The organism is Actinoplanes italicus (assembly GCF_003001815.1).
GTDB lineage: Bacteria > Actinomycetota > Actinomycetes > Mycobacteriales > Micromonosporaceae > Actinoplanes > Actinoplanes italicus.
In genome coordinates, this window is sequence record NZ_PVMZ01000031.1 from 70,463 (window position 1) to 90,161 (window position 19,699).

Sequence of the window (19,699 nt, forward strand, 5' to 3'; positions counted from 1 at the left end):
ACCACTTCCACCCTGGATGGGTGGTTGCGCTGAGCTCCCAGCCCCGGGGACGGTGCTCAGCCCTGAAGCGCCCCGAGGGTCCTGATCTAGGGCGCCGCGAGGACAGGCCTCTCTACAGGCCGAGTTCGACAGGATCGTCCGGTGGACCAGCGGTGAGGAGCGCCGTCAGGGGCGTGGTGAGGTCGCGGGGCGAGAACAACTCCGGTCCTGTGTAGCCCGCGATCTCGGAGAGCCGCCACCAGCGGAACCCGGCCAGGTTCTCGGAAGCGGCGAGTTCGTCGTCCGAGAATTCGCCGTGGGGCTGGAAGTGACTCGTACGAACGAGGAAGTAGTCGTTGACGATGCCGTCCAGGCCCGGCGCGATGTCGGGGGACACGACCACCTGGTGCCAGACGTGCGGCGGATCGGTGGTGACCGCCAGTCCGGTCTCCTCGCGCATCTCACGGCGCAGGGCCGTCAGCCGGTCCTCGCCGGCTTCGATACCGCCACCCGGAGCGGCCCACACGGCCAGCGCCTGCTCCGGGACCGCCGGGTGCGGGAAGACGAACCGGCAGAGCAGGATGCGTTCGCTCTCGTCCAGGATGATCGCCCGGACCGAGTGGCGCAGACGCGGCGTCATGAAACGGCGGTGATCGGCACCGCCGCAGGCTATCAATCACCGGACAGCGATCGGCCTTGTCAGTCGAGGGGGTCGGCCGATCGCTGTGGCCAGTGGCGAGGTAGCGCAGCGTCCTGACCCCCGTGTGTCAGGATGCCCGTCGCTCGAAGATCCTCGTCGCGTCGAGTCTCCTGCACGGAACCGCTTCCGTGGCGAAGTCTGGACGAATTTGGACGACGGTATCGAGCGGCCTAGATTCGAAGCCGCCGAGCCGCCGAGCATGATCCAGGGAGTGAGCGATGCCGCTACCGCAGGAGCCGGTGACCCCTGGGACGTTCGCCACTCTGCCCGATCCGGTGCAGGCCGGTTCGGTCAACGAGCTGGTCGAACGGCTTCGGCTGCTCAAGGCGTGGGCCGGCGATCCGTCGTACGAGATGATCAAGGACCGGATCAACGTCGCCTGGATCGGGGCGGGCCGGCCGGCGAGTGAGCTGGCCCGGCGGTCCACTGTGGCCAACTGTTTTCAGCCGGGCCGGCGGCGTTTCAACACCGACCTGGTCCTGGCCGTGGTCGAGGCGCTGCACCCGGATGTGGGCTATGTGACCCAGTGGCGGCAGGCCCTGCGGGTGATCGCCGGTGAGACCGAGGCGGTCGCGCTCGTCCGGGTGCAGGACTCGCTGCCCGCCGACCCGAACACCTTCTGCGGCCGGATCGGCGAGCTCGACAGGCTACGCGAAGCCGTGCGAAGCGGCGCCGCGCGGGGCGGGGACGCGGTGGTGATCTCCGCGATCGAGGGGATGGCCGGAGTCGGCAAGACGCAGCTTGCCGTGCACGCCGGGCATCTGCTGGTCCGGGAGGACGTGGTGGACCGGGTGCTCTTCGTCAACCTGCGCGGTTTCCATCCGGACGAGACGCAGCCGCCGGCCGATCCGGCCGCGGTCCTGGACGGTTTCCTGCGGCTGCTCGGCGTGCCCGGCCAGCAGATCCCGCACGAGGTGGACAGGCGGACCGCCGCCTACCGGGAGCGGCTCACCGGCACACGGACGCTGGTGCTTCTCGACAATGCCGCGACCGCCGACCAGGTGCGGCCGCTGCTGCCGGCCACTCCCGGTTGCGTCGCTCTGATCACCAGCCGGCGGAGCCTCGCCGACCTGGGGCCGGCGGCCCGGTTCACGGTCGACGTCTTCACGCGGGACGAGGCGCTGCAGTTCCTCGCCGACGCCGTCCCGGACGTGCCCGTCGGGTCCGACCCGGATGCCGCGGCGCGGATCGCGCAGCGCTGCGGCCATCTGCCTCTGGCTCTGAGCCTGACGGCCGGGCACATCCGTGGCACGCCGGGCTGGACCCTCACCGACCACGCCGACCGGCTCGACGAACGCCATCACGATCGGCGGCTGGACAGCGGCATCGAGGTGGCGCTGAGCCTGTCGTACCAGTCTCTGCCCGGCGACCTGCAACGGCTGTTGCGCCTGAGCGGGCTGCACCCGGGCCAGGACCTCGACTCCTACGCCGCGGCGGCGCTGGCCGGCATCGATCTGGCGGCGGCCCGGGCGGGGCTGCGGCAGCTGTGCCGTGACCATCTGCTGCAACCGGCCGGGGAGGACCGGTACACCTTCCACGACCTCGTCCGCGCGTACGCCACCTCGCGTGCCCACGACCAGGACGCTCCGAGCCGGCGCCGGACCGCCCTGACCCGGCTGTTCGACTACTACCTCGCGACCACCGCCGCCGCCATGGACACGATCTACCCGGTCGACGACCATCGCCGGCCCGACGTTCCACCGGCGAGCACGCCGGCACCGGACCTGACCGGCAGGGACGCCGCCGTGGCCTGGCTGAACGCCGAGCGTCCTAACCTGGTGGCCGTCACCGGGCACACCGCGACGCAGGGCTGGCCCACCCACACCATCAAGCTGGCACAGACCCTCTACCGCTACCTCAACACCGGTTACCGCACCGACGAGCTGATCGTTCACGGCCACGCCCATCACGCCGCACGTGACAGCGGCAATCTGCTGGAGCAGGCGTGGGCCCTGACCAACCTCGGCACCGCCCATCTGGGGCTGGGGCAGGCCGGGTGGGGTGGTGACTACTTCCGGCAGGCGCTCGACCTGTTCCGCCGGGCCGGTGACGCGGCCGGTCAGGCCCGGGCGCTGTCCAGCATCGGCATCGCCGAGGAACGGTCGGCCAACTACGACGCCGCCATCGAGAACAAGGCGAAGGCCCTGGCGGTGTACGAGGAGCTCGGCGACCCGGTCGCGCAGGGCCGCAGCCTGCGCAGCCTCGGACTCTCCTACCGCCTGGCCGGCCGCATCCCGGAGGCGCTCGACTTCTACGGACGGTCCCTGGCACTGGCGCGGCGGATCGGCGACCGGATCAGCGAGGCGACGACGTTGAACTACCTCGGCGAGATCGAGATGCAATCCCAGCGGTACGAACCCGCGCGCGCCCATCTCGAACAGGCCGTGACCCTGCACCGGGAGCTACGGAACCTCACCAGCGAAGCCTCCTCGCTGGACAACCTGGGCCTGCTCCACACCCGTCTCGGCGATCCCGGGAAGGCCATCGACTGCCACCTGCAGGCCTTGGACATCCTGCGTCAGACCGGCGACCAGTACTACGACATGTGGGTGCTCAACGGTCTCGGTGAGGCGAGCCTCGCCGCCGGCCGGCCGGCCGACGCCGTCACCCACCACACCGCCGCCCGTGTCCTGGCCACCGACACCGGTGCCCGCGACCAGCAGGCCCGCGCCCACGTCGGGCTCGGCCACAGCCACGCCGCCCTGAGCCGGCGTACCAGGGCCGTGGAACACTACGAGCAGGCACTGGCCCTCTACACCGATCTCGGCCTGCCGGAGGCCGACGAGGTCCGCACCCGCCTGTCCGGGCTAGAAGACCGATGACCTCAGGTCGTACGTGTCGCTGTAGTTGACGGTGCAGACGATGGCATCGCGCCACGGCGGTGTGCCCGGGCGGCCCACCAGCGGTGAGGCGTTGTGCAGGAAGGCCGCGTCCCGGAAGACGATCATCTGGCCGGGCTCGAGGGTGACCCTGTACACGATGCGGGCCGGGTCGTCGACGGCGTGCAGGGTCGTCTCGGCGCCGTCGGCGTGCTTGTCGGCGACGTACACCATGACGTACTCCTCCTCGTCCTGATGCGGGCCGGACACCACGTTCGTCCGGGTGCGCAGGAAGTTGACGCCGAAGGTGCCGTCCTCGTGGCGCAGATGGGGCGGGACGAGCGTCATCGCGGATCGCACCCAGGCCTCCATCAGCGGGTCCGCCAGCAGGGGGACCCGGGCGTGGGTACGTGAGCCGGCGACCCCGCTGCGATCCGTTATCACTATCTCGTCGTGTTCCCGCAGCGCCAGCCGATCGCCGTTCCAGCGGTACCGGAGGACGTCCCGGGCACGGTCACGGTCCCGGTGCACCGCGGGATGGTCGCCCTCGAGCACCTGCTCGGTGAAGTACGTCGCGGTGATGTGCCGACGTGTGCCCGGGTCCAGCCGCAGGTCCTCGTCGTCGACGACGACGAAGTCGTTCTTCGAGATCTCTTCCCAGATGTGGTCGAGACTCTTCACCGATTGATCCCTCATCGCCTTATCGGGACCGGACCGCGGCCCGGATCAGATCGCGGGATGCTCGGGTGCTCAGCGAGCGCCGTTGCAGTTCGTCGAAGTAACGACGGTATTGAGTGAGGCTGTCGGCCGTCTCGAGCAGCAGGTATCCGGCGTGGGTCTCGACATGCACGACGTCGCGGTCCAGGGCGTCGCCGAACTCGAAGTACGTCCACATGCAGGTCGACGTGAACGGCGGCGACGCGCTGAACGGCAGCACCCGCATCTCCACGTTCGGCCGGTCGAGCCCTTCCAGGAGGGTTTCCAGCTGCCGGCGCAGGATCCCCTCGTCGCCCACCACCTGCCGCAGCGCGGTCTCGTGGCACACCGTGGTGATCTGCAGCGGCGGGCGGCCCTCGGTTTCGTCGAGCAGTTCACGGCGTCGCTGTCGTAGCTGAGCCAGTTGATCGATCTCCTCGTCGCCCCGCCACGGCTCGAGCGACCTGTACAGCGCCCGCACGTATTCGTCGGTCTGCAGCAGAGCGGGGAAGAACGGGATGGCGTACGTGCGTGCCACCGTCGCCTCGGACTCGTAGGCGACGTGCACGTCCAGGCCCGCGGCGAAGCCCTCGGAGGTGAAGGAGTAGTCGGTCCACCAGCCCTGGCGGCGGGCGGCGCTCACCCACCGCATCATCCGGTCGGCCATGGTGCTCTCGACGCCGTACTCCCGGATCAGGTCGCGCACGTCGCGCGGCTGCGGGCTTCCCTGGGCGTTCTCGAGCCGGGAGAGCTTGGAGGTGGAGATCAGGAGGGCCCGGGCGACGTCTTCGAGGCTTCGGCCGTCCTCGAGGCGCAGCCGCTTGAGCTCTTCGGCCAGCCGGCGGCGAGGAACGATGGGGCCCGTAGCACCAGGCATACCTGACTCCTCCCGAATGTCCCTTTGATGGAAGTGCGAGGAAGGTGCGCCTCAAAGACTAGCCTTGCGAGGCGCAAGGGCTTCTTTTGGGATTCCCATTCTGTCAGCATCAAGATAGGCCCTTGCAAATTAGTCGTTGCAGAGCGGGTGGAGCGGCAACTCCACCCGCGGGGCCGAGGCAGGCGCCTGTCGCATTCACTCGGACGGAACCCGGAGGCCCAGGGCGGACGCCCAGATCCGGGACAGGTGGTCGACCATCTTCTCAGTGTCGAGGGGCTCGCGGAGCTCGTTGATGATCACGGCCACCTGCTCCACCATGGCACCCAGCGCGATCGCCGTCAGGCGCGGGTCGAGGCCGGGGTCGGCGAGTCCGGCCACCTGCAGACGCCGGATGCCCTCCTCGCTGCGGCCGACGTAGAACTCGCGGATCTCCAGGAGCAGGCGGCGGAGGTTGTCGTCGAGGTACGCGCCGTGCTCGACCATCCGCAGCACCTTCGCGGCCCGGCCGGTGGCGGCCAGGTAGCGGCGGTTCGCCTCCACGATCCGCGCGTACGGGTCGTCGAGGGTGTCCGGCACCCGGCTGGCGGCGTACATCTCGTCGGCCGCCGCCTGGACGATCTTGCGGAGCAGGTCGTCCTTGGATTCGAAATACGTGTAGAAGGTCCCGTACGACACGCCCGCCGCCTGGGTGACCGCCTCGGGAGTGAACCCCGCCCAACCGTGCTCCTCGATCACCTCCCGACCGGCGACGATCAGCGCGTCGTGGGTCCGGCGGCCCCTGGCGGTGGCCGGCGCGGTAGGCGCGGGGTTCGTTCGAGCACGTCCCACCGGACACCCCTCTCGTTACTTGACTACTTTGTCAGAAAGTCTAGTGTGGCGGTCACCCACTACTCACTGAGGTGTTGAGCCTGACAATGCGTACGATCCGCATCGGGAACTGCTCGGGCTTCTACGGTGACCGCTTCTCGGCGATGTCCGAGATGATCGAGGGCGGGCCGCTGGACTACCTGACCGGGGACTACCTGGCCGAACTGACCATGCTCATCCTCGGCCGGGACCGGCAGAAGGACCCGTCGCTCGGCTACGCGAAGACGTTCCTGCGGCAACTCGGCGGCTGCCTCACGCTCGCCCGGCGACGCGGGGTGCGGATCGTGACCAACGCGGGCGGCCTTAACCCGGCCGGGCTCGCGGAGGCCGTCCGGTCCCTGGCGAGGGAACAGGGCGTCGACGTCGCCGTGGCCCACGTGCAGGGTGACGACCTGATCGGCGAGGCCGGGGCACACGGCTGGGCGGGCGCGCTGACGGCCAACGCCTACCTCGGCGCTTTCGGGATCGCCGAGGCGCTCCGCGCGGGTGCCGACATCGTCGTCACGGGCCGTGTCACCGACGCGGCGCTGACGCTGGGACCGGCCGTCGCGGAGTTCGGCTGGGAGCGCACCGACTTCGACCGCCTGGCTGCCGGGGTCGTCGCCGGTCACGTCCTCGAGTGCGGCACGCAGGCCACGGGTGGCAACTTCTCCGGCTTCGCCGGCGTCGACACGACCCGTCCGCTGGGCTTTCCGCTGGCCGAGCTCAGCGCGGACGGGACGGCCGTGATCACCAAACATCCCGGCACCGGCGGGGCGGTCACGGTCGACACGGTCACGGCACAACTGGTGTACGAGGTCGCGGGCCCCCACTACGCCAATCCCGACGTGACCGCGTGCCTGGACTCGGTCGAGCTGGAGCAGGCCGGCCCCGATCGGGTGCGGATCACCTCGGTACGGGGTGTCGCCCCTCCCCCGACGACGAAGGTCGCCCTCAACAGCGCCGGCGGGTGGCGCAACTCCGTCGAGTTCGTGCTGACCGGCCTGGACATCGAGGAGAAGGAGCGCTGGGTACGCGAGCAGATGACGAGCGCGCTCAGTGCACGGCCACCGGCGGAGGTCGTGTGGGATCTGGCGCGGACCGACCACGCCGACCCGGCCAGCGAGGCGGCGGCCTCGGCGGTGCTGCGCTGCCACGTCAAGGACACCGATCCGGCAGTCGTGGGCCGCGCGTTCAGCAGTGCCGCCGTCGAGCTGGCGCTCGCGTCCTACCCGGGTTTCCACGTGACCGCGCCACCCGGGGCGGGCGCCCCGTTCGGGATCTACCGTGCCGCCTACCTGCCCCAGGATCAGGTGCCGCACGTGGTCGTCCGGCCCGACGGCACCACGGTCGGCATCGGGCCGCCACCGGTCACCGCGGATACGCCCACGACGACACCGACAACGGCGGCACGCCACAGCCGTACCACCGAAGTGAATGTGCCTTTGGGTCGTCTGGTCTTCGCCCGGTCCGGGGACAAGGGCGGAACCGCGAACGTGGGGGTATGGATCCCGGCGGACCATCCCCGGCGAGCCGACGCCTACGCGTGGCTGAGCGCCTGGCTGACGCCGGCCGAGGTCGCCCGGCTCCTTCCGGAGGCGGCGGGACTCGGCGTCGAGGTCTTCGCGCTGCCGAACCTGGCCGCCGTGAACATCGTGATCGACGGACTTCTCGGTGACGGTGTCGCCTCCTCCACCCGCTTCGACCCGCAGGCCAAGGCCGTCGGCGAGTGGCTGCGCGCACGAGTCGTGAACCTGCCCAAGGAGCTTCTCCCGTGAAAACCAGCGTCGACTCCACCTCGCCCGGCTACGCCGCCAACCGGGAGGCGATGCTGGAACGCGTCGCCGATCTGGCGGAACAGCAGGCCACGGCACTGGCCGGCGGTGGCCCCAAGGCCGTCGAGCGGCACCACCGGCGCGGCAAGCTGACCGCCCGCGAGCGCATCGAGCTGCTCGTCGACCCCGACTCGCCGTTCCTCGAGCTCGGCGTCCTGGCCGGCTGGGGAACCGACTTCACGGTCGGCGGCTCGGTCGTCACCGGTCTGGGCGTGATCGAGGGCGTCGAGTGCATGATCATCGCCCATGACCCGACCGTGAAGGGCGGCGCTTCCAACCCGGTGACCGTGCGGAAGATCTTCCGCGCCAACCAGATCGCCGGGCAGAACCGGCTGCCCACCGTCACGCTCGTCGAGTCCGGCGGGGCGGACCTGCAGACGCAGAAGGACATCTTCATCCCCGGCGGCGCGGTGTTCCGCAACCTCACCGTCGCGAGCGCCGACCGCCGGCCGACGATCGCGCTGGTGTTCGGCAACTCCACGGCCGGCGGCGCGTACGTGCCGGGCATGAGCGACTACACCGTCATGGTCAAGGGCGGGGCGAAGGTGTTCCTCGGCGGGCCGCCGCTGGTCAGGATGGCCACCGGCGAGGAGTCCGACGACGAGTCGCTCGGCGGGGCCGAGATGCACGCGCGGACGTCGGGCCTGGCCGACTACCTGGCCGTCGACGAGCTCGACGCGCTGCGGATCGGGCGTTCCATCGTGCGCCGCCTCAACTGGCGAAAGGCCGGGCCGGCCCCGAGGAGGGAGTACGCCGAGCCGCTGCTGGACACCGAGGACCTGCTCGGCATCGTGCCGTCCGACCTCAAGGTCCCGTTCGATCCCCGCGAGGTCATCGGCCGCATCGTGGACGGCAGCGACTTCGACGAGTTCAAGCCGCTGTACGGCCCGTCGCTGGTGACCGGCTGGGCACAGCTGCACGGCTATCCGATCGGCGTCCTCGCCAACGCGCAGGGCGTGCTGTTCAGCCCGGAGGCGCAGAAGGCCGCCCAGTTCATCCAGCTGGCCAACCAGAGCGACACGCCGCTGCTGTTCCTGCACAACACGACCGGTTACATGGTCGGCGCCGAGTACGAGCAGGGCGGCATCATCAAGCACGGCGCTCAGATGATCAACGCGGTGTCGAACTCGACGGTTCCGCATCTGTCGGTGGTGCTGGGCGCCTCGTACGGGGCCGGCAACTACGGGATGAGCGGCCGCGCGTACGACCCACGGTTCATGTTCAGCTGGGCCGGCGCCAAGTCGGCGGTCATGGGTCCGGCGCAGCTCGCGGGGGTCATCTCGATCGTCTCCCAGCAGGCCGCCGCCGCCCGTGGGGTGCCGTTCGACGAAGAGGCCGACGCGCACATGCGCGCCGCCGTCGAGAAACAGGTCGAGGAGCAGTCCCTGGCCTACTTCACCTCCGGGCTGGGCTACGACGACGGGGTCATCGACCCCCGCGACACCCGCACCATCCTGGGCATCTGCCTGTCGGCGATCCACAGCGCGCCGGTCGCCGGCGCCCGTGGCTACGGCGTCTTCCGTCTGTGAAAGGAGGTCCAGTGATCCGCAGAATCGTGGTCGCCAACCGTGGGGAGATCGCGCGCCGGGTGTTCCGCACCTGCCGCGAGCTCGGTATCGCGACCGTCGCCGTCCACTCCGACGCCGACGCCGCGGCCCCGTTCGTCACCGAGGCCGATCAGGCGATCCGGCTGCCGGGCAACGCTCCCGCCGACACCTACCTGCGCGGTGACCTGATCATCGAGGCGGCACTCGCGGCGGGCGCCGACGCCGTCCACCCCGGGTACGGGTTCCTCTCCGAGAATGCCGGCTTCGCCCGGGCGGTCGAGCGGGCCGGTCTCACCTGGATCGGCCCGAGCCCTGAGTCCATCGAGTCGATGGGCAGCAAGATCGGCGCCAAGCGGATCATGGCGGCTGCCGGGGTGCCGGTCCTTGCGGCCGACCTCGCGACGGTCACGGCGTCGGACCTGCCGCTGCTGGTCAAGGCGTCGGCGGGTGGCGGCGGCCGGGGCATGCGGATCGTGGATTCACTCGACCGGCTCGCCGGGCAGGTCGCGGACGCCGAGGCGGAGGCGGCCTCGGCGTTCGGGGACGGGACCGTCTTCGCCGAGCCGTACCTGCCGACGGCACGGCACGTCGAGGTGCAGGTTCTCGCCGACATGCACGGCACCGTCTGGGTGCTGGGTGACCGGGACTGCTCCATCCAGCGTCGCCATCAGAAGGTGGTCGAGGAGGCGCCCGCGCCACATCTGGCGATGGAGACCCGTACCGCATTGCATGCCTTCGCCCGAAAGGCCGCCGAGGCGGTGGGGTACCGCGGAGCGGGAACGGTCGAGTTCCTCGTCGATCGGGAGCGGATCTTCTTCCTCGAGATGAACACCCGTCTTCAGGTCGAGCACCCGGTCACCGAATGCGTCACCGGCCTCGACCTGGTCGCCCTTCAGGTGGCCGTCGCCGAGGGCAAGCCCCTGACCGGCTCGGCGCCCGCGATCTCGGGTCACGCGATCGAGGTGCGGCTCTACGCCGAGGATCCGGCCGCCGGGTTCGCGCCACAGACCGGTCGCGTCCGTGCTTTCGACATTCCAGGGCATCCGGGCGTACGGGTGGACTCCGCCGTCGAGGCCGGCAGTGAGGTGGGCGTCCACTACGACGCCATGCTCGCCAAGGTCATCGCCTACGCCGCCGATCGTGACGCCGCGATCCGCATGCTCGACGACACTCTGCGCCGGGCACGGCTGCACGGCGTCACCACCAACCTCGACCTGCTCCGAGCCGTGATCACCGACGACGAATTCGTCGCCGGGCGGATGCACACCACCCTGCTCGACGAACGCCTCGACCTGTGGACCGCCGGTCCCGATCCGCGGACGCTCGCCAAGGCCGCGCTCGCCGCCGCCATCGGGCAGGCCACCCGGACCGCCGCGGCCGCGCCGGTGCTCGGCCGGATCCCCGCAGCATGGCGCAACGCCGCCGCGCAGCCCCGCCAGCGTGTCTACCGGCGGGGCTCGGAGACGTACGCCGTGACCTATTCGTCGATCGGCCGCCGGCTGGTGTCGGACTTCGTCGACGGCGTCAGCGTCGTCGACGCGCGGGATGACCGGGTCGTTCTGAGCGACGGCCCGATCCGGGAGACGTACCGGGTGACCGTCGCCGGGGACTCGGTGGACGTCGACGGGCCGCACGGATCCGCCGGTTTCGAGCTGGTCCCGACCTTCGTCGACCCGGCCGAGGCGGTCGCTCAGGGCTCGCTGCTGGCGCCGATGCCCGCGGCGATCACGGCGGTGGCCGTCGAGGTGGGCGCCGTGGTGAGCAAGGGCGATCCGATCGTCGTACTGGAAGCCATGAAGATGCAGCACACCGTCACCGCGCCGACGGACGGAACCGTCACCGAGCTCACCGCGAGTGTGGGCCGGCAGGTCGTCGCGGGCGCCGTGCTCGCCGTCATCGAGGAGAAGTCGTGATCAACTTCGTCGAGTCCGAGGAGCGGCGCGACCTGCGGGCGGCGGTCCACCAGCTCGGGAGCAAGTACGGCGAGTCGTACTTCTACGGGGCCGCGGCCCGGGGAGCCAAGACGACCGAGCTCTGGGACGAGGCCGCCAAGGCCGGTTACCTGGGAGTCTCGATTCCCGAGGAGTACGGCGGTGGCGGCGGCGACATCGGTGACCTGGCCGCCGTCGTGGAGGAGCTGGCGACCGCCGGGTGCCCCTTGCTGCTGCTGGTCGTGTCACCGGCCATCGTCGGCACGATCATCGCCCGCTCCGGTACCGACGAGCAGAAACAGCGCTGGCTGCCGGGGCTGGCCAGTGGTGAGTCGCGGTACGCCTTCGGCATCACCGAACCGGATGCCGGCTCGAACTCGCACCAGATCGTCACGCGGGCCCGCCGGGACGGTGGCGACTGGGTGCTGAGCGGGCGCAAGACGTACATCAGCGGAGTGGACGAGGCCGGTCACGTGCTCGTCGTCGCGCGTACCGAGGACGCGCGGACCGGCAAGCTCAAACCGGCGCTGTTCATGGTGCCGACCGACGCCTTCGTCCACCAGCCGATCGAGACCGGGCTCGTCTCGCCGGAGAAGCAGTTCACCCTGTTCTTCGACGACGTCCGGCTCCCCGCCGACGCACTGGTGGGCCGGGAGGACGCCGGCCTCGACCAGCTGTTCGCCGGGCTCAACCCGGAACGGATCATGGCGGCGTCGCAGGCCACCGGCACCGCACGGTGGGCGCTGCGCAAGGCCGTCGAATACGCGAAGCAGCGGGAGGTCTGGGGTGCGCCGATCGGCACGCACCAGGCGATAGCGCATCCGCTCGCGCAGATCCACGTCGAGATCGAGGCCGCCCGGCTGCTGACGCAGAAGGCCGCGGCCCTCGACGCGGCGGGCGACCTGCTCGCGGCCGGGGAGGCGGCGAACATGGCAAAGTACGCCGCCGGTGAGGTCGCGTGCAAGGCGGTCGACCAGGCGATCCAGACCCACGGCGGCAACGGGCTGGCGGTCGAGTACGGGCTGGTTCAGGCCCTCGCCAACGTACGGCTGTCGCGGATCGCACCGGTCAGCCGCGAGATGGCACTGAACTTCATCGCGCAGTTCTCCCTCAAGCTTCCCCGGTCGTACTGATGCTCGTCCACCTGGCCGCCGACGCCGGCATCGCCACGATCACGCTGGACAGCCCGCACAACCGCAACGCGCTGAGCAGGCAGTTGCTGACCGAGCTCGGCGATCACCTGGCCGCCGCCTCGCAGGACCCTTCGGTACGCGTGGTGCTCCTACGGTCCAGTGGCCGGGTGTTCTGCTCGGGTGCCGATCTCAGCGAGGCGCAACAGGGCCTCTCCCCCGAGGGGCCGCGCGCGATCGTCGCTCTCCAGCGTCGGATCGCCACCCTGCCCAAGCCGGTCGTCGTCGAACTGGCAGGCCCGGTCCGCGCCGGTGGGCTCGGTATCGTCGGCACGGCCGACATGGTGATCGCGGCGGAGTCGGTGACGTTCGCGCTCACCGAGGTGCGGCTCGGGCTCGCACCCTCCGCGATCTCGCTGAGCCTGCTGGCGCGCCTGGCGCCCCGGGCGGCGGCGGACATCTTCCTTTCCGGCCGTACGTTCTCCGCCGCCGAGGCCGCCGCGATCGGCCTGGTCACGCGCGCGGTGCCGGATGACGAGCTGGCAACCGCCGTCACCTCGGCCCTCGCCGACCTGGTCGAGGGCAGTCCGCAGGGACTGGCCGAGACCAAGCGGCTGCTCACCGCCGATCTGATCGCCCGCATCGACCGCGACGGCGAGGAGGCGGCGCAGCGGTCGGCGGCGCTGTTCGCGAGTCCGGAGGCCCAGCGGGCGATGCAGGCGTTCCTGTCCCGCAAGAAGCCCGCCTAGCCGCCCGGACCCGCGACGCCCGGTCGTGTCAGATCTTCGGAGCGGACCGTGCTCGTGACAGCAGTTCGGAGAACCAGGCGGCCTGCTCGATCGGAACGAACTCGACGCTGGACCAGAACCTCTCGGCGGCAGCGACCGGAGACGGCTCGCCGGCACCCGGACCAGCGCCACCGGAACCGGTGAAGTACACCGTGACGTTCTCGAATGCCGTTCCGGGCCGGGCGGCCGCGATCGTGCCCTGCCGGACGCACCGCCCCGGGTCGTCGCCGCGGCGGATGCCGGCGCAGGTGTCGGTCGGCTCGGCGGAGAACTCGACGACGGCCCACACGCTCGGGTCCCCGAAGGTGTAGCTGTCGGCGACGACGCCGGTCTGCAGCCCGGGCGTCATCTCCGTGAGGCCGGCCGGTTGCGTCTTGGGGACGTACGAGTAGTCACGGGCGCCGGTGGCCCGTGCCGCCTCGATCGCCAGCACGCTCTCCAGCAGCTTGCCGTCCGGGAGGGAGGTGTCCACGGCGCGGGTGTCGGGCTGCTGCGCCTCCGTGGACGACTGGCATGCCGCCAGCTGTGTCCCGGCGGCGAACGCGACGAGAACGGCCAGTACCGTTCGTGTGCCTCTGCTCAGCAAGGTCATCTACCTTTCGCGCATCTGTCGACGTCCGTGAACCAGTGTCTGCGTCCCTCGGCGAGCACCGTGATCCCGTCCGCGTCGACGGTCCAGGTCTTCGCCAGCGCGCCCGGCGCGGACGTGTCGTTCACACCGATCACCAGGCAGTCGACCGGGCGTACCGGGCGATGCCCGGATGCCGTCCGGCCGCTGCAGAGGCTGGGTGCGGTCAGGATGCCACTGATCGGATCGGTCCCGTCCGGGACGACCGCACCGGCGTACGCCTGGCAGTACTCGTCGGCGTAGGCCACGAGCGCCGGGCTCACGTCCTGTTCCCCGATCCGCATCCACAGTGCGTCCGACAGCTGGGCGGCGGCCTTCTGATCGACGTCACCGGAACCCGCCCGCCAGTGCAGGGAGGGCTCGGCCGCGGTGCTGATCGCGGCGGCGACGAAAGCACTGGCGACGTCGAAATCGGTGACCGGGACGCTGCGGCCGGCCAGTTCGGTCGAGGTGCCCGCGTATCGCCGCAGGACAAGATCGACGTTACGCCGGACATCGGTGGTGGTGCACCCCGAGCATCTGCCGGCCAGCGCCTTCCACAGCTGCTCGGTACGGGCCTGCAGGATCGTCGCGTTCGATGTGCCCGGCGCGGCCGCGGGCCGTACGAGAGTCACGTTGCCGACCATGTCGTCGATGTAGGAGTACCGGACCGCGCCGAACGAGATCGCGGCCATGTCGAGGGTCTTCAGGCCCTCCTTGGCCATGATCGCCGACAGGACCTCTCGGTACGTATCACGGGTCCATCCGTACGTCCCCTGCCCCCACGGGCACTGCATCCGCGGTGCGGCGGCGGATCCCAGGGCACGCCAGTCGCTGCGGGCGGCCGCGTAGAACTCACCCGAGGAGGCGGTACAGGACGGGTCGAAGGTTCCGGTGACCCAGGGCTCCTCGATCAGCAGCAGGTTCTTCCCGGCGGTCGTCGCGCCGAGCTCCGCGCGGAAGCTGGTGGGATAGTCGACCGGGAGGACGCCGGACAGGCTCATTCCCGGACCGCCGACGTCGATGAGCAGACCCGCGTCGGACGACCCCTTCTCCGGGGCGGCCAGGTAGTAGCGGTGGATCCGCCCGGCCACCGTGATCTCCCGGCAGTTCTCCGCGATGGTGTCCTGGCACGGTTTCCGGTCGGCCGTGCCCGCGGCGCCCGGACTGGGCCTCCGGTCGGTGGGGGGCTCGGAGGTGGTGCACCCGGTGACGGCGAGCAGCGCCGCGACCGCCAGAGCCACCCTCCGGCCCCTCGGTGAACTGTTCACTCAAACGCTTTCTGGTCAGTGAGGAGTACGCCGCGGACGGAATCCAGCTCCCGTCCGCGGCGTACGGTTACGTGGGGGTCAGATCACCAGCCGGTGTCGTTCCACCGGACGTCCTTGTTGCTGCTGAAGACGCCCGGATCGAAAGTCGCCCAGATGTAGTCGGCGAAGCTGGGAACGTAGCCCTCCTTGACCTTGAAGCTGCCGAGGGCCTCGATGCCGATCTGGTTGCGGGTGTCGCCACCCCAGTCGGCCCCGAACTCGTAGGCGGAGTCACCGACGGTGCCCAGCCCGGAGATCGACGAGCAGGTGGTCCGGGGAATGGTGACGCCGGCCTGCGCGAACCCGACCCCGATGGCACCGTTGTCCGAGCACGACGTCGACGTCCCGCTCGGCGCGTTGTCGACCATCTCCTTGAAGTTGCCGCGCGTGCCGCCCCAGGGCCGTGACCGGATCGTCAGATCGACCAGGTAGTGACCCGACGCCTTCGCCTGGGCCTCCCCGCGGCGAGCGTAGATCCAGAAGTCCGAACCGGACCGCTCGGCGGCGGTCAGGTACGTCGACTCACGGCTCTCCTCGAGGGTGAACTTCCACCACCAGCTCTGCAGGAAGTTCGAGGAGATGTCGCTGTCGTCGGCGCTCTTGACGAGGTGGTTACCCGACTTGTCCTGCTTGAAGCCGACAGCCGAGGGTCCGGCGGCGAACCCGATGACAGGTACCGAGGCCCCGGATGCGGCCGCTCCGGACTCGTGGGTCCGCAGCCCGACACCGGCGACCCGCCCGTCGACGGTGCCGATGTCGATACCGTCGATCGCCTCCACGTCGGTGGAGGCGACGATGACCCGGGCGGCCGGGTCGGTGAGCAGCGCGACCTGGCTGGCGTCCAGGAGCGCGCCGCGTCGCGCGTTGTTCTGCACGAACGCGTCACGGGTCGCCGTCATCTGCCGGCGAACGGCGCTGCCGGCCTGGCTGACCGGCCGCAGGGTGCTGCGGTCGTGCCGGGTCACCGTGCCCTCGGCGGGCCTCTGGTCCGAGGCGAGCGCCGGAGTTCCCGTAACGGCGACGCCGGACACGGCGAACACGGTGGCGAACGCCACGGCCACTGACTTCTTCAAGGTGGTCCTGGTCACGGAAGTCCCATCCTGTCCTGCACGAGAAGGAGTGTCGAACCTGTCGGAGGAATTCCCGCTCACCAGCCGGTGTCGGTCCACTTGACGTCCTTGCGGCCCATCGGCCCGATGTTGAACGACGCCCAGATGTAGTCGGCGAAGGAGGGGGTGTAGCCCTCCTTGACCTTGTACGCGGCCATCGCCTCGATCGTCGTCAGGTTGAAGGTCGAGCCGTCCCAGTCCGCACCGAACTCGTACGACGAGACGTTGGTGGCACCCTTGACGGTCTGGCAGGAGCTCTGCGGCATGACGACCTTGTACACACCGAACGAGATCTCGAGGTTGCCGCCGGACACGCAGTTGGGCGCGGCGCCGAACGGCACCCGGGACTGCAGCTGCTTGAAGTTGCCGGACGTGCCGCCCCACGGACGCGACCGGATGGTCAGGTCGACGAGGGCGGCTCCCTGCAGATCCGACGTGCGCCCGTCGGCGTCGCCCCGGCGCGCGTACACCCAGAAGTCGGAACCGGACCGCTCCGACGCGGTGAAGACGTCGCTCTCCTTGCTCTCGGCAAGGGAGTACTTCCAGTACCAGCTCTTCACGTGGTTGACGAGACTGCCGCCGGGGATCGCCAGGTCGGGATCGTCGCCGACCGTGACGACGTGCGAACCCGAAGCGGCACGCTGGTAGCCGGTCGGGTCCGGCTCGCCGGCGAATCCGATCACCGGAGGGGCCGCGGCCGTCGTGGTGGTGGTGTTCCCCTCGTGGGAGCGGATGCCCACACCGGCGAGGTAGCCGTCGGCCGTGCCGATGTCGATGCCGTCGACGACCTCGCCGTTGCCCGCGGCGACGATCACCCGTGCGGACGGGTCGGTGAACGTCTCCACGGCCCGGGTGTCGACGTTGCTGCCCCGCCGGGCGTTGTCCTGCACGAAGGCGGTCCTGGCGGCGGACATCCGCTGCCGGAGGTCTCCGGTTGCCGTCTCGGCCGGGCGCAGGGCGGACCGGTCGTAACGGTCCACCTTGCCCTGGACGACTGTCCCCTCAGCCGCGGCAGCCGGCGAAGCGACTGCCACCGAGGCGGCGAGCGCGATCAGAACACCTGTCACGGTGATCGATCTCTTTGTTGGTACGTTCCGCACTTTCTCCCCGTTCTGGTGGACAGCCCGCCGCGGAAGGGGCGGGCCGGTGTCCACCGTTGGTAATGGCAGGCCGGATCTCGAGATCGGCCCGAGTGAACGCCCGCGGCGATGAACCCTCGGTGCCGGCGCTGCGGTCACTCGCGCAACAGGGTGCCTGTGTGACATTGATGAGCACAAGATCCAAAAGCCGGTCGGGACGCTAGGATGGCGCTGACCAGTTAACTTTCCGACCAGTTGGGATGCGGGACGGGACGGGCCGAGGGCCCCACTCGCCGCATCGATGACCACCTACGGCCACGGCGCCCATGGATAGACGCGGGTCTCGGAAAGCAGGAGGCAGGGTCGCCTCCCTCGATCATGAACGGAACGTAGATGCACCAACTGACAGGCCCGGAAACCATCGCGCGGCTGTTGCAGGGATGGAAGATCCGCTCTGGGCTCAGCTACAGCACCCTCGCCGAGAGGACTTTCCTCAGCCGCTCGGCACTGCACCGCTACTGCTCCGGCACCGCCGTCCCCACGGACTTCGCCACACTCACCCGGATCGCCCGGGCCTGCGACGCCACGAGCACGGAACTGCTGGAGCTTCACCACCTGTGGCACGCCGAGACAGCCGGCGGGCCCGCTGCGCAGATCGGCGAGGAGCAGCGCCGGGAGGACGTCGTACCGCATCCGGAACCGGCACCCGCCCCGTCGGCCCGGACCTCGAGCCGGCGGCGCCACACCGTCGCCTTCGGGCTGCTGGCGATGGCAGCCGGGGCGGTGCTCGCTCTCTCGATGATGATCATCTGGCTGGCGGCCTCCGGCTACTCCCTGGTCGGCCCGGCCGCCGCGGTGCCCGTCGGCCCGCAGGTCGCCGAGCATGGCGCCGGCCCGGGAAGTCCGTAGGAGGAACACGAAGGCGGTTCCGGAGAAGGCCGGCCTTCTCCGGAACCGCGATGTGAGCCGCTCCTCGCCGGGGCGGCCGTGCCGTTCCAGCTGACGTTGGTGACGGTGTGACGGTTGCCCGAGACGGGCTACGCGGTGGACGCGCTCGCGGGCAGGGCGGTCAGGACCATCGATCTCCTCATGCGGTGCAGGAGGGGGTGGCGGTGGGTCCGGTACCGGTGCCCTGGAAGCCGAACTCGGTCCAGCCACCGGCCGGGACCTGGCCGTTGTAGCTGACGTTGCGGAACGTCACCTGGCCGCTGGTGCCGGTGTTCGTGGCGTTCCAGGCGCTGGTCACCGCGCCGCCGGACGGCACGGTCACGCCGACGCTCCAGCCGTTGAGCGCGCCGGAACCTGCGGTCACCCGGATGGTGGCGGTGTAGCCGCCGTTCCACGAGTTCAGCGTCACCTGGGCGCTGCATCCGCCGGGAGCGGGCGGCTGCGAGGAGGCGGAAGGTGAGACCGAGGGTGAGCCGGGGGTCGTCGGGCCGCCGGCGTTGAGGGCGTTGAGGACCGAGGTGTAGGCGGCCTTCTTGTTGCCGTTCCCGTCGAACAGCAGCGGGTTCGCGCCGGTACGCCAGGATTCCGGGTCCCGGAGACCCCAGACGGTGATGCCGGTGCAGCGGGCCACGGCCATGCAGGCGCGGGTCACCGAGGCGTAGATGTTCGCCTGGTTGCCGCCCTGCTGGACGTCGAGCTCGGTGATCTGGACGTCGACGCCGAGGTCGGCGAAGCGCTGGATGTTCTGCTGGTAGGTGGAGTCCAGTGTGGTGCCCAGGTGTGACTGCAGGCCGACGCAGTCGATCGGCACGCCGCGGGACTTGAAGTCACGGACCATGTTGTAGATGCCGGTGGACTTCGCGTTGATGCCGTCGGTGTTGTAGTCGTTGTAGCAGAGCTTGGCGCCGGGATCGGCGGCCCGTGCGGCGCGGAACGCGGCCTCGATCCAGTCGTTGCCGGTGCGCTGCAGGTTGGAGTCGCGGCGGCCGCCGCTGCCACCGTCGGCGAACGCCTCGTTCACCACGTCCCAGGAATGGATCTTCCCGCGGAAGTGGGTGGCGACCTGGGTGACGTGGTTGATCGCGGCGTTGCGCAGGGCGCTTCCGGACATGCCCTGCGCCCAGGAGGGCTGCTGGGCGTGCCAGAGCAGGGCGTGACCGCGTACCTTCATCCCCCGGCTCTGGGCGTGGCTGACCAGCCGGTCGCCGTTGGTGTAGTTGAAGCGGCCCTGCTGCGGTTCGGTGGCGTCCCACTTCATGTCGTTCTCGGCGACGATCGAGTTGAACTCGCGGTTGAGGATCGTCATGTAGTTCGTGTCGGAGAGCCGGAACGCACTGGTGGCGACGCCGAAGTAGCGGCCGGTCTGTGCGGCCGAGGCACCGAGTGTGGTGGCCGCCTCGGCGGAGCCGGTCACCGCGACGCCGGCGGCGACGAGGACGGTGGCGAGGGCTCCGGAGAGCAGGGCGAAGCGCCCGTTTCTGGGGATGCGCATGGCGAA

16 protein-coding genes are annotated in these 19,699 nt (G+C 70.2%); 7 read left to right on the forward strand and 9 right to left on the reverse strand.

Features of this window, described 5'->3' with window-relative positions; genetic code table 11:
* Positions 1-112: 112 nt before the first annotated feature.
* On the reverse strand, positions 113-619 hold the full coding sequence (locus CLV67_RS45485) for an NUDIX domain-containing protein (protein ID WP_106330207.1): 507 nt from the start codon (positions 617-619) through the stop codon (positions 113-115).
* Positions 620-897: 278 nt separating this feature from the next.
* Here CLV67_RS45485 and CLV67_RS45490 point away from each other — a divergent pair, with 278 nt between their 5' ends.
* Entirely contained in the window at positions 898-3,501 is a 2,604-nt protein-coding gene (locus tag CLV67_RS45490) for an ATP-binding protein (protein ID WP_106330208.1), read from the forward strand.
* Here the strand turns inward: CLV67_RS45490 and CLV67_RS45495 are convergent.
* The 3 genes from CLV67_RS45495 to CLV67_RS45505 form a co-directional block, all read right to left on the reverse strand.
* Positions 3,487-4,179, reverse strand: coding sequence for a 2OG-Fe dioxygenase family protein (locus CLV67_RS45495; protein WP_203737493.1), 693 nt, complete (start codon positions 4,177-4,179; stop codon positions 3,487-3,489). The genes CLV67_RS45490 and CLV67_RS45495 overlap by 15 nt on opposite strands.
* Before the next feature lie 19 nt (positions 4,180-4,198).
* Positions 4,199-5,071, reverse strand: coding sequence for a helix-turn-helix domain-containing protein (locus CLV67_RS45500; RefSeq protein WP_106330210.1), 873 nt, complete (start codon positions 5,069-5,071; stop codon positions 4,199-4,201).
* 195 nt (positions 5,072-5,266) lie between these two features.
* A complete protein-coding gene (locus CLV67_RS45505; RefSeq protein WP_106330211.1) occupies positions 5,267-5,899 on the reverse strand; it encodes a TetR/AcrR family transcriptional regulator in 633 nt (210 codons plus the stop codon).
* Positions 5,900-5,985: 86 nt separating this feature from the next.
* Between CLV67_RS45505 and CLV67_RS45510 the strand changes: the two genes are divergently transcribed.
* From CLV67_RS45510 to CLV67_RS45530, 5 genes are read left to right on the forward strand one after another with little or no spacing between them, the layout of a single operon-like run.
* Positions 5,986-7,695: an acyclic terpene utilization AtuA family protein gene (locus CLV67_RS45510; protein WP_106330212.1), complete on the forward strand. Its 1,710-nt coding sequence runs from the start codon at positions 5,986-5,988 to the stop codon at positions 7,693-7,695.
* A gap of 50 nt (positions 7,696-7,745) precedes the next feature.
* On the forward strand, positions 7,746-9,281 hold the full coding sequence (locus CLV67_RS45515; protein WP_106330229.1) for an acyl-CoA carboxylase subunit beta: 1,536 nt from the start codon (positions 7,746-7,748) through the stop codon (positions 9,279-9,281).
* A gap of 11 nt (positions 9,282-9,292) precedes the next feature.
* The gene (locus tag CLV67_RS45520; protein ID WP_106330213.1) at positions 9,293-11,212 is read left to right on the forward strand and encodes an acetyl/propionyl/methylcrotonyl-CoA carboxylase subunit alpha; all 1,920 of its coding nucleotides are present in this window, start codon (positions 9,293-9,295) and stop codon (positions 11,210-11,212) included.
* Positions 11,212-12,363, forward strand: a complete 1,152-nt coding sequence (locus tag CLV67_RS45525; protein WP_106330230.1) for an acyl-CoA dehydrogenase family protein — start codon at positions 11,212-11,214, stop codon at positions 12,361-12,363. The genes CLV67_RS45520 and CLV67_RS45525 overlap by 1 nt, the downstream gene beginning before the upstream one ends.
* Positions 12,363-13,109 carry an enoyl-CoA hydratase family protein gene (locus CLV67_RS45530; protein WP_106330214.1) on the forward strand — a complete coding sequence of 249 codons (747 nt, stop codon included), beginning with the start codon at positions 12,363-12,365 and terminating at the stop codon, positions 13,107-13,109. The genes CLV67_RS45525 and CLV67_RS45530 overlap by 1 nt, the downstream gene beginning before the upstream one ends.
* Before the next feature lie 28 nt (positions 13,110-13,137).
* Here CLV67_RS45530 and CLV67_RS45535 read toward each other — a convergent pair whose 3' ends face one another.
* From CLV67_RS45535 to CLV67_RS45550, 4 genes are all read right to left on the reverse strand, one after another.
* Entirely contained in the window at positions 13,138-13,734 is a 597-nt protein-coding gene (locus CLV67_RS45535; protein WP_146169560.1) for a hypothetical protein, read from the reverse strand.
* Between the two features lie 2 nt (positions 13,735-13,736).
* Positions 13,737-14,999 carry a hypothetical protein gene (locus tag CLV67_RS45540; RefSeq protein WP_106330216.1) on the reverse strand — a complete coding sequence of 421 codons (1,263 nt, stop codon included), beginning with the start codon at positions 14,997-14,999 and terminating at the stop codon, positions 13,737-13,739.
* A gap of 110 nt (positions 15,000-15,109) precedes the next feature.
* Positions 15,110-16,153 carry a hypothetical protein gene (locus CLV67_RS45545; RefSeq protein WP_146169561.1) on the reverse strand — a complete coding sequence of 348 codons (1,044 nt, stop codon included), beginning with the start codon at positions 16,151-16,153 and terminating at the stop codon, positions 15,110-15,112.
* A 59-nt stretch (positions 16,154-16,212) separates the two neighbouring features.
* Positions 16,213-17,241 (reverse strand): hypothetical protein, encoded by a 1,029-nt coding sequence (locus CLV67_RS45550; protein WP_106330218.1) that lies wholly within the window; start codon positions 17,239-17,241, stop codon positions 16,213-16,215.
* Positions 17,242-17,646: 405 nt separating this feature from the next.
* Between CLV67_RS45550 and CLV67_RS45555 the strand changes: the two genes are divergently transcribed.
* Positions 17,647-18,162 (forward strand): helix-turn-helix domain-containing protein, encoded by a 516-nt coding sequence (locus CLV67_RS45555; protein ID WP_106330219.1) that lies wholly within the window; start codon positions 17,647-17,649, stop codon positions 18,160-18,162.
* Positions 18,163-18,340: 178 nt separating this feature from the next.
* Here the strand turns inward: CLV67_RS45555 and CLV67_RS45560 are convergent, their stop codons facing one another.
* The gene (locus CLV67_RS45560; RefSeq protein ID WP_106330220.1) at positions 18,341-19,693 is read right to left on the reverse strand and encodes an endo-1,4-beta-xylanase; all 1,353 of its coding nucleotides are present in this window, start codon (positions 19,691-19,693) and stop codon (positions 18,341-18,343) included.
* Positions 19,694-19,699 lie beyond the last annotated feature (6 nt).

Coding starts and splice junctions, on each gene's coding strand:
- CLV67_RS45485 (WP_106330207.1), bottom strand. CDS start 619: ATGACGCCGCGTCTGCGCCACTCGGTCCGGGCGATCATCCTGGACGAG.
- CLV67_RS45490 (WP_106330208.1), top strand. CDS start 898: ATGCCGCTACCGCAGGAGCCGGTGACCCCTGGGACGTTCGCCACTCTG.
- CLV67_RS45500 (WP_106330210.1), bottom strand. CDS start 5,071: ATGCCTGGTGCTACGGGCCCCATCGTTCCTCGCCGCCGGCTGGCCGAA.
- CLV67_RS45510 (WP_106330212.1), top strand. CDS start 5,986: ATGCGTACGATCCGCATCGGGAACTGCTCGGGCTTCTACGGTGACCGC.
- CLV67_RS45515 (WP_106330229.1), top strand. CDS start 7,746: ATGCTGGAACGCGTCGCCGATCTGGCGGAACAGCAGGCCACGGCACTG.
- CLV67_RS45530 (WP_106330214.1), top strand. CDS start 12,363: ATGCTCGTCCACCTGGCCGCCGACGCCGGCATCGCCACGATCACGCTG.
- CLV67_RS45555 (WP_106330219.1), top strand. CDS start 17,647: ATGCACCAACTGACAGGCCCGGAAACCATCGCGCGGCTGTTGCAGGGA.
- CLV67_RS45560 (WP_106330220.1), bottom strand. CDS start 19,693: ATGCGCATCCCCAGAAACGGGCGCTTCGCCCTGCTCTCCGGAGCCCTC.